This window comes from Bacteroides sp. AM32-11AC (assembly GCF_003603515.1).
GTDB classification, from domain to species: domain Bacteria; phylum Bacteroidota; class Bacteroidia; order Bacteroidales; family Bacteroidaceae; genus Bacteroides; species Bacteroides uniformis.
The window spans coordinates 127,936-136,016 of sequence record NZ_QTNH01000011.1; the positions used below are offsets into that span (position 1 = coordinate 127,936).

The 8,081-nt window shown below is 41.1% G+C and carries 8 protein-coding genes; all 8 read right to left on the reverse strand.

From position 1 onward, the window contains the following. Nucleotide 1: 1 nt before the first annotated feature. Complete coding sequence (locus DW800_RS13385; protein ID WP_117958675.1) at nucleotides 2–286, reverse strand: hypothetical protein; 285 nt, start codon at nucleotides 284–286, stop codon at nucleotides 2–4. Nucleotides 287–1,344: 1,058 nt separating this feature from the next. Beyond that, nucleotides 1,345–1,563 (reverse strand): hypothetical protein, encoded by a 219-nt coding sequence (locus tag DW800_RS13395; RefSeq protein ID WP_133303837.1) that lies wholly within the window; start codon nucleotides 1,561–1,563, stop codon nucleotides 1,345–1,347. A gap of 54 nt (nucleotides 1,564–1,617) precedes the next feature. Further along, complete coding sequence (locus DW800_RS13400; RefSeq protein ID WP_057281251.1) at nucleotides 1,618–2,079, reverse strand: hypothetical protein; 462 nt, start codon at nucleotides 2,077–2,079, stop codon at nucleotides 1,618–1,620. After that, a complete protein-coding gene (locus DW800_RS13405; RefSeq protein ID WP_057281252.1) occupies nucleotides 2,060–2,467 on the reverse strand; it encodes a hypothetical protein in 408 nt (135 codons plus the stop codon). The genes DW800_RS13400 and DW800_RS13405 overlap by 20 nt, the downstream gene beginning before the upstream one ends. A gap of 116 nt (nucleotides 2,468–2,583) precedes the next feature. After that, nucleotides 2,584–3,672 (reverse strand): Wzz/FepE/Etk N-terminal domain-containing protein, encoded by a 1,089-nt coding sequence (locus tag DW800_RS13410; RefSeq protein WP_057281253.1) that lies wholly within the window; start codon nucleotides 3,670–3,672, stop codon nucleotides 2,584–2,586. 37 nt (nucleotides 3,673–3,709) lie between these two features. Next, nucleotides 3,710–6,130: an SLBB domain-containing protein gene (locus tag DW800_RS13415; RefSeq protein WP_057281254.1), complete on the reverse strand. Its 2,421-nt coding sequence runs from the start codon at nucleotides 6,128–6,130 to the stop codon at nucleotides 3,710–3,712. A 411-nt stretch (nucleotides 6,131–6,541) separates the two neighbouring features. Beyond that, nucleotides 6,542–7,036 carry a UpxZ family transcription anti-terminator antagonist gene (locus tag DW800_RS13420; RefSeq protein WP_016273536.1) on the reverse strand — a complete coding sequence of 165 codons (495 nt, stop codon included), beginning with the start codon at nucleotides 7,034–7,036 and terminating at the stop codon, nucleotides 6,542–6,544. 50 nt (nucleotides 7,037–7,086) lie between these two features. Continuing rightward, complete coding sequence (locus tag DW800_RS13425; protein ID WP_057253299.1) at nucleotides 7,087–7,623, reverse strand: UpxY family transcription antiterminator; 537 nt, start codon at nucleotides 7,621–7,623, stop codon at nucleotides 7,087–7,089. Between the last annotated feature and the right edge of the window lie 458 nt (nucleotides 7,624–8,081).

The window sequence follows — 8,081 nt, forward strand, 5'->3', positions numbered from 1 at the left end:
TTTAAGAAACCGTTGTTTGTTTCATGTGGGAAAAGTACCTATCCAAATCAATTTGTTGAACAATGCAATACAAGCCTAATACTATTGCATTAATCCAAACTACCATCTGCCAACCGAAAGTTTCATAAAGGAGTCCGACTACTACAAATTTCACGGCAACTGCAATCCCATAGGAATATAATTGTAACTTCATTCGTCCTAAGCCACAAACCATTGTTGAAAGCATTCCTGAATAAATAAATGTACTAGCAAAAACAGCGAATGAAAATGCTACAGGTATCTCCACATTAATCTACCCTTTACCCAACCAAATATTCATAATGAATTGTATACATGGAATCAAGGCAAATTTTAGAATCATAGGCCCCAAAGCAGACAATTTGATAACCCAAAAAAGTTTACATAACCATTTATAATCTTTTTCTTGACAAGCTTTGGTTACTACAGCCCAAGTCGGAGTTTATGCCAATGTTGATACAGTAGCCAAAAACATTACTACACGATAATAAAAAGTGTAATCAGCCGTATAAAGTGGACCATAAAATTTGGTAATCAAGAATTGATCAGTATTCATAATCATGGCGTAGAATATCTGACACATGAAAAACACCATTCCTAAAGATAGTACATTCTTAGTTGCAGTGTAAGTAACAAATCTCAGCGTGGGAATACAGTCACGCATTTTCTTCATAAATACCCATATACCTGCCAACAGTACCGGAACATTTATAATGAGCGCATACACCAAAGTATAGCCTTTAAAGCTTCATTACTATCTGTAAATCAAAATAAAAGTACATATATAAGCATTAATATGCTTGATATAAATGATAATATATTGTTAATATACGAACTTTGCAATGCATAAAACACAGTCTTTACATTAGTAAGAAAGAATGATATTACTATACCTATATAGACACGTGCTGATGACCAAAGCAATGTCTCGTTTGTTATTGTTAATGGAGATATATTGAAAAACCTATTCAGATTTATAATATATAGAAATACCAAGCCTCCGATTAAAAACACGGCAGACAAAACACCAACTGATATAAAACCAGAAGAAATAACACGACGTGCTTCTATGCGGTCGTTGTCCGTGAGAGCCTTTACCAAAAAGTTCCTATGCCATTGCCAATCCCCAAATCAAAATTCATAATCCAAATCAAGACTGAAAGAATCGTAAACCATAGTCCCAACACCTCATTATTGTTAAAATATCATATAAAGGCTAGAGTCATGGCAAAAGACACAAAAATTCCTAAACCTCTTAAAACCATAGCAACGACCGCGTTTTTTGCTATTATGCGTTCGTTGGTATTCAGCCTCCTATTTATGCTACTAAACTTCATAATTAAGCAAAAACGCAAGTTTTTCTCCGAATTCTTTATCTAGCCTCTTTAAGATTTCAGTTGTACTTTTAGGATTATATACAGCCTCCACAACTGCTTTTGCTATTTTATCAGGCTCTTGTTTTGAGTAAAATGTTATAGTGGGGCTTACAGCTGATTGCTTGATAGCCGGAATATCAATACTTACCACATTGAGTCCATTAGCCATATACATTAATACCTTTGAAGGAAACGAGGTAGCGTTGAACTTGGCTGTAGGCTCTTAGGTACTTAATCCTATTCTACAATTTTGTACGAAATGGTTAAATTCAGAGCCACGCTTTACTCCCTCAAAAATTGCCTTACCGTTACCTTGAGCATTTGCTTCCTCTATGATTGAACATATATGGTCAATTTCCTCTTGACTTCCAAATCCAAGCACATGAACAGTATAATCTTTAGGTAAAAACACTCCTGCCGTTGCACCTCCTTTACGAGAGTCCAAAGTACCTGCATATACAACATTTATACAATCATTAGTTAAGAATGCTGCACTATATGAATGTTCTATTTTGTAAATACCTAAGCATACACATGAAGGTTTATTATCGATATTAATCAGATTACCAAGATAGCCCGTAGAAAATATAAAACCGTCTGCCAATTTAAAGAAATCTAATTCCCTTTGCTTTTGTCGATTATCATTGATTACATCAGAATAGATTTCACATACTTGAATAATCAAATGATTTTTTTCCGGGAAATAAGTTTTTTATAGCATCAATATACACCAATGAATGATAGAGAATAACCGTGTCCCCATCATTTATATGGTCGTCAAGGAATTGAAATAATGACTTTTTACGTTTATATGCATAATGCAACCATTTTGGAAAATTAGTTTTTGCTACTTTACCAAAACAAGGTTTAAACACAACTTTACGACCATCATTTAAGACAACTTTCTTTTCAATATGAGAAGCAACATCAGAAGCACAAGAAAGAATATTGCATTGAAAGCCTTCTCGTTGTATCACTTCACTTACATAATCCATCATAGTAACAGCCGCTGGTGAAACACTACGAGGCTCATCCTTTAAATCATAATGTCCTATATAATAGATTGCAGACATAACATATAGCTTTTTTAACTAACTTCTCTTTATCACTATCCCAATCAAAAGATAATTATATGGGGGACACAGGAAAGCAAGTAAATCAACATATAGAATTGATGATAATCCTTTCTTTATTTCTTCCTTAACTCTGCTACTACATTTTTTATAAAAAGTATCCAACCTACACAAACAGCACCAACCATACAAACAATACCTATCAATAGTATCACTTTCTTTGGTTTTGATGCCCGAATAGGAATCGTTGCAGGTTCGACTACCGTATAAACCGGAGTAATCTCCTGTACCTTTGCTTCAGCCATCTGCAATTGCTGCGCCACACTTGTATAAACCTGATAGGCAAGGTTCATCTCGTTCTCTAAACGTACCTGTTCAGCACGGTAACTCTGAAGAATTATATTCTTGTTAGCATCGGCAAACTTTGCATAATTCTCTTGAGCTATTTCATATTCTTTCTTCTTCCGTTCAAAAAGTCCCTTCTGGAATTCAAAGTCTTGACGAGCTTTATTTGTGCGGTAATTTGTGACATAATTTTGCAAACGGCACATCACACTGTCTGTTAAACAGGCAGCAATACGGGCATCCTGCATCGTAACAGACAAAGTAGTAAGTCCTGTCTTCTTGTCAACAGAAACGCTGATACTATTACTCAGAAGTTTTGTAATAGAGGATTCTCTTACTGTTAAATGAAAAGGGTCCAACTGCATTCCTTCTTTTTCTTCTTCATCCTTATACAAAGAAACGACCCACCCAAGAACCTTAAAAGGAGCAGAAGTTATCACACTCCACCACGGAGAACGTTGATACTCGTCCAAATAACAATAAAGTGTAGTATCTATTTTCCCCTCTAGGTCTTTCACTGGAATATTGAAAAGACCAGTAATAAAGGGAGTAGAACTCACAATATCGGGATACAAATCAGGATAGATAGCATCAGCACCAGAAGAAGTATTTATATTAAATCCTGCCATGGCAGCAAGAGAAGACAATCCTCCCCCACTCTTTCCATCCGACAACTCCGGAGCAATTGTAGCTGTAGCTGTATATTCTTTCGGAATACTGAAAGCAATCACCAGTCCCACAATCACTGCATAGCCGCAACACTTCAATATCCACTTGCGCTCTGCCCAGACCTTCAAGGCAAGCTCAAGCAAATCAATCTCCTCTTCCTGTGGATGTTTATTCTGTTGTCCGTCATTCATATCAGCATCCTTTCTTTTTATATCTTCCACTTATTTATTATTTAAAAGCATTAGTCAACGTAGCCACCATCGCCGCAATCGTCGCAGTCATGGAGCTCATCCCCATAATCTCGGAAAGCTGGAGACGCTTCCTCTCAGACTTCGTGGGAACCACAATCTCACAACCCGGCTGGATTAAATCACTGTCACTCTTCTTAGCACGGGCTACCGTACCATTCAGATAAATGATGTATGCTTTCTTCTTTTTCGCATTTTCGCCATAACCACCTGCCATATTGATATAATGTTTCAGCTTGGCATCTTTCTCCCAGGTTACTGTATTAGGATACATCACTGAACCGCTGATCTTCACCGTATTGACGTATTCAGGAATATAAACGATATCTCCCTCACGCAGGACAATGTCATAGTCACTTCCCGGATTAAACAGAGCCTTTTCCATATCGATGCCTACTGCGTAAGTCTCAGAGATGGCAAGCTTGTCCACAGAGATGCTATCCTTCCCCTCACCACTCTGAGCTATGCGAAGTACATCCGTCTCACGCCGACGTTCCTCATCATTGCGCTTACGAATCAAACGTCCCCCCTTTATATATGCCGCCGGAGTAATTCCGCCTGCACGACCTATCACATCACTCAGACGTTCATTCTTCTTCAACAACGAATAGCTGCCGCTGAAAAGCACCTCACCCGCAACCGTCACCATGCGCTGAACTTGGTAGGCAGGACTGCGACGAACCTGGACTACATCGAAAGGTTGCAGGTAGAAACTACCGGCATCCGTCAGAAGACCGTCCTTGATGTCAAAGGTGAATGTCTCCGCAAGCTTGCTGCTGTAGGCAGTACTCTTGGGATCCTTGATGCGGCGCGTCACGCTCACACAGGTAGTGGCGGCAGCCTCGGTAAGACCTCCCGCCTGGACAATCATATCCTCTATCGTTAAGTTATCGGAGTACAGGAAAGTACCGGGATTGAGCACCTCACCATAAATGGAGACCGTCTCGCTCTCCTTCAAGTCATGGATACCGGGAACATACAGATGGTCGTTCTTCTGAAGGGGTATATCAGAAACCGTACCGTTCATGATACCCTCCAGATCAACGGCAACCATTTCGTGCGTAAGATCTTCACGCTCACGGTCCAGAAGGACCCGGGCAAGGAAAGCATCTCCCCGGAGTCCCTCAGCCTTCTTTATCAGCTGCTTCACCGTATTCACCTCACCGTCCAACTGATAAAGCCCCGGACGATAGACGGCACCACTGACCTCAACCTTGTTCTCAAAACGGTCGAGTACGGCGTCAACCGTCATTAAGTCACCGTCGTCTAAACGGAATACGGAATAGTCCATCTCATCCACATTATATACTTGATGTTCACGTCCGCTTTTACGGATGATGCGTACAGCCTTCTTATAGGCATCTCCCATAAAGCCACCCGCATACTTCAGTAAGGAAGCAACCGTCTCGGCAGGCTTCATTTCATAATACATGGGACGTTTCACCTTACCTACTATCTCGACCAACGACTGGTAGGGACTCACGATAATCACATCGCCCTCCTGCAGACGGACATCGTCATTCATCTTGCCCTGCATGATGAACTCATAGACGTCCAAATGCTCTATCGTCTCTCCGTTACGAACCAGACGGATGTCACGCAAGCTACCGATATTATTCACACCACCGGCACGGTACAAGGCATGGAAAACCGTAGAAAAGGCCGAAAGTGTATAAGTACCCGGCACCGTGACCTCACCCATAATATGAATCTGAATGGTACGTATATCGCCTAAAGTCAGACGGATCTGTGAATTGGGATCCCCCCCTCCGATACCGGAATAGATCTTGGACAGTTCCCGTTGCAGATAAGCGTTGGCTTCTTTAACAGTCATGCCGTTCAGATAAACGGGACCGAGATCTTTCACCTGGATACTACCCTCGGGACTGATGGTCTGGCGGATGGTATTCTCGGAAGCTCCCCAAATATCTATGATCACCTCGTCACCGGGCCCCAGCCGATAATTTGCCGGAGTAGCCAGATTCACACTAGGTTCAAAGGAGAGATTACGGTTCTGGAACAGATTATGACCGAAAATCTGTATGCCGGCAGCCTCAGGGGCGGACTGGCTTTCAAGTCTCTCATCAACAACCGCTTTCTGGTCATCCAGTTCGGCAGCCTCGTAGGATTCTCCCACAGCAACCGAACGCTTGCGCATCTGTGAGGGAGCTTCAGAACCCGGGACAGCAACACCCGAGTTCTCATATTTATCCTTGATGCGGAGCACCTGTTCGCGGGTCACACCACGGCGCAACAGTTCGGCAGTCATCTGCTTCTGAGATTTTCCGGCTGCCTGTGCTTGTTTCACATATTCAACCACTTGCTCGTCGGACATGCGCTGGGCATAGGCAGAACCGAAGAAAATAAAAAGACATAAAATCAGAAATAAGATTCGACGCATAATTTAATGTTTGTTAGATTCTTATATGTCACACACTGAAAAAATCAAACTAATCCGGGAAGGTGGAACCAAAGGTGATTTATATTTATTACTTCGCGTAGTAATGAAAGAGTTAGTACCACGCTTCCCGGATATTCAATAGATATTGGGCATCTACTAAAGGGGGTATAACCCACTTTGAGTTATATTTTTAATCAAATAATAAGTTATTTTACTATATTCATTGGCAGAAATGCCATATAATCCGTTTCTCTGGAGGCTATTTTTCGTAATACAATGCGTGGAATCCTTTTCACTCATTACATGAATATATCACTTGTATGTTTAGCTCTATATGTCTTTAACTTTTCCCGTGTCTCTTACATTCTCCACTCCATTTTTTTTTGCCTTGCGAGAAAACTTTCACCTGTTTTAGTCCTCAAGATATTCCCACGGATAGGGATTGTCAACTACATTCCGGAATTCCTCGACAGCTTCCTGCTGTTCGGCAGTGAGCGATGCGGAGTCCCAGGAAGAAATAATCTTCCGGGCTTCGTCGACCAGGAGCTCATCGAACACTTCTCCATAACAGGCAGTAAGCAGACGGAGTTTCAACAGCGAAGCGGGAAGGGTATCAAGGAGATTCCAACAACGGTTTAATATCTCCTGGAGGTGATCCTGCTTCTCGCCATGGTCAATGAACGATGCGTTATAACCCATCAAGAGAGCAAGACAGACGTTTGCCTGTTCTTCCGTAGTAGTACCTCGAGCACTGGAACCATACAAAGCCGCAGTCAAGCGGTAAACCTCACCGTTGCGGCGGGAAAGGTCATCACTATAGATAGGACTACCGTCCATACCTAAATACATCAGTTCGTGCGCAGCACGCTGGAGATTAATTGCTTCTTCGAAAAGGGAGGAGGACATTTTTTGAATTATGAATTGTAAACTATGAGTTGTAAATTATGAATTATAATTCAGCCGATCACTTCTATAAGGTCCGGATGGATGGTAGCCATGGCAACAGCAATGACACCTTGTATCTCTATAACCACACGACGGTCACGTGCACCCTTTACTTTCAGAAAAATACCCTCCTGACCTGCAAAGTCACCACCCGTAATACGGACTCTAGTTCCTTTCGACAGATTCAACTCTTCGGGCTGGAAATAAAGCAAATGGTCGTTATAGGTTCCGGCAACGGCGATGAAGCGCTGCATCTCATGGTCGGGAATAATTATCTTCTGACCACTGCGAGTATCGGTTATATATTGCAAATAAGTAATTTGAGACTTAACACGCTGTACGTCGGAAGGACGTGCATGGACAAAAACCAGATTACGGATGACGGGAACCAAAGTACGGACTTTCTTACCCTTACGGATACTTACCTTATATTGCATGGGGACAAAACAGCCGAGGTTCTCCTTCTCGAGAAGATGCACCGCATCAAGCTCCCTGCGGTATGTGGCACGCATGGCATGCCAGACTTCAACCTCGTTATCCGTTTCCATTTTCGTTGTTTTGTTCACAAAAGAGTGTTCCTCTGGGGCTTTGAACCCTTGGTATACACCTGGTATTCAATCATTTGCGAGCACCTTATGTAAAATACAGCAAGCATTGTGCCCTTCTTGCCAACAGTTTTTTTGCAGTTCGTCATTACCTTCTGGTAAGAGACTATAAACGAACGGATTACAAACAAAAAGCGTTTTTTAAACGTTCGTTTAATGGACGCAAAGATAAGACTGTTTTTTATATCCTCAAAATGTTTAATAAAAATATTTTGGAAAACCCATCGTATATCAGTTTAATCTACAGTAATTCAGTATATTAAGCATCTTATTTAATATTTAAAATTTCCATTCCCTTTTATTAACTCATTCCCTATTTCATTTCCTGAAATTTGACGTCCATTAAACGAACGTTTAAAAAACACTTCCAAATCAAAGTCATTTCCATTTATATATCAACG